General features: G+C 47.2%; 2 protein-coding genes. Both read left to right on the top strand.

All coding sequences use genetic code 11. The features are described 5' to 3' along the window. Positions 1–45 precede the first annotated feature (45 nt). Complete coding sequence (locus tag LZ24_RS17035) at positions 46–711, top strand: MBL fold metallo-hydrolase (RefSeq protein WP_144686904.1); 666 nt, start codon at positions 46–48, stop codon at positions 709–711. 81 nt (positions 712–792) lie between these two features. Further along, positions 793–1,001, top strand: a 209-nt coding sequence (locus LZ24_RS17030; protein ID WP_144686903.1) for a hypothetical protein, incomplete at its 3' end; no start/stop codon positions are given.

Genomic DNA, 1,001 nt, shown 5'->3' with positions numbered 1-1,001 from the left:
TCCTTTTCCCATTAACCAAGCTTCAAAAAACTATCTTCAAAGCCTTTGGAGCTAAAGAGCCTTCGTAGGTATAAAAATGAGCGGGATTTTAGGATCTATGATGAGGTCATCAGGCTAACTGACAAGCCGGTCATCGCCGTAGCTACCCACATTCACTGGGACCATATTGGCGGACATCGATTTTTCCCGGACTTTTACGCGCATGGGGCTGAACTGAACTGGCTTAACGGCGAATTCCCTCTGACAATGGAGCAGATTAAAGGCATGGTCGTTGACCGTTGCGACTTGCCGGAAGGTTATGACGTAAGCAGATATGAGTTTTTTCAGGGCAATCCCACAAGAGTGCTGAAGGATAATGATGTAATTGATATTGGGGACCGACTTGTTCAGATAGTCCATACGCCAGGGCATTCGCCAGGGCATATGTGTTTTTGGGAAAAGGAGCGGGGGTATCTTTTTACCGGTGACTTGGTTTATAAACACACGCTGTTTGCCTTCTTTCCTTCCACTGATCCAGAGGCGTACCTCAATTCCTTGAAACGGGTATCGGCGTTACCGGTGAAGCATGTATTCCCTGCACATCACACTTTGGATATTCAGCCTGAGATTCTGGGAAGAATGCGTGATGCCTTTCGGCAATTGAAGGCTGAGGATAAATTGCACCATGGCACTGGCACATTTGACTATGGCGACTGGGCAGTATGGCTATAAAAGGAAAGACATCTATCCGGTATTGAAACCAGCCCGTAGCGGCATCCCCGACAGGTTTCTATTGTAAGGAGATAACTTATTTTGGAAGGAGTGTATCCGAAAGTCGTTTGGAAGGAAAAATTTTCAGAGTACGCAGAAGGCAAGGCCTTTTTTAAGGCGTTAAAAAAGTACTTCATTTTCATGAGGTTGCCAGCTCCGCCATTCCTGATGACCGCAGTCTGTGCACTGGATGAAAAGCTCTCCGCAATTTCCGCTGCGGCAACCCCGCATGGCATGCAGGGCTTTCATCT

The organism is Desulfobotulus alkaliphilus, assembly GCF_007830435.1.
Lineage (GTDB): Bacteria > Desulfobacterota > Desulfobacteria > Desulfobacterales > ASO4-4 > Desulfobotulus > Desulfobotulus alkaliphilus.
This window is presented reverse-complemented; position numbering and strand designations above follow the sequence as displayed.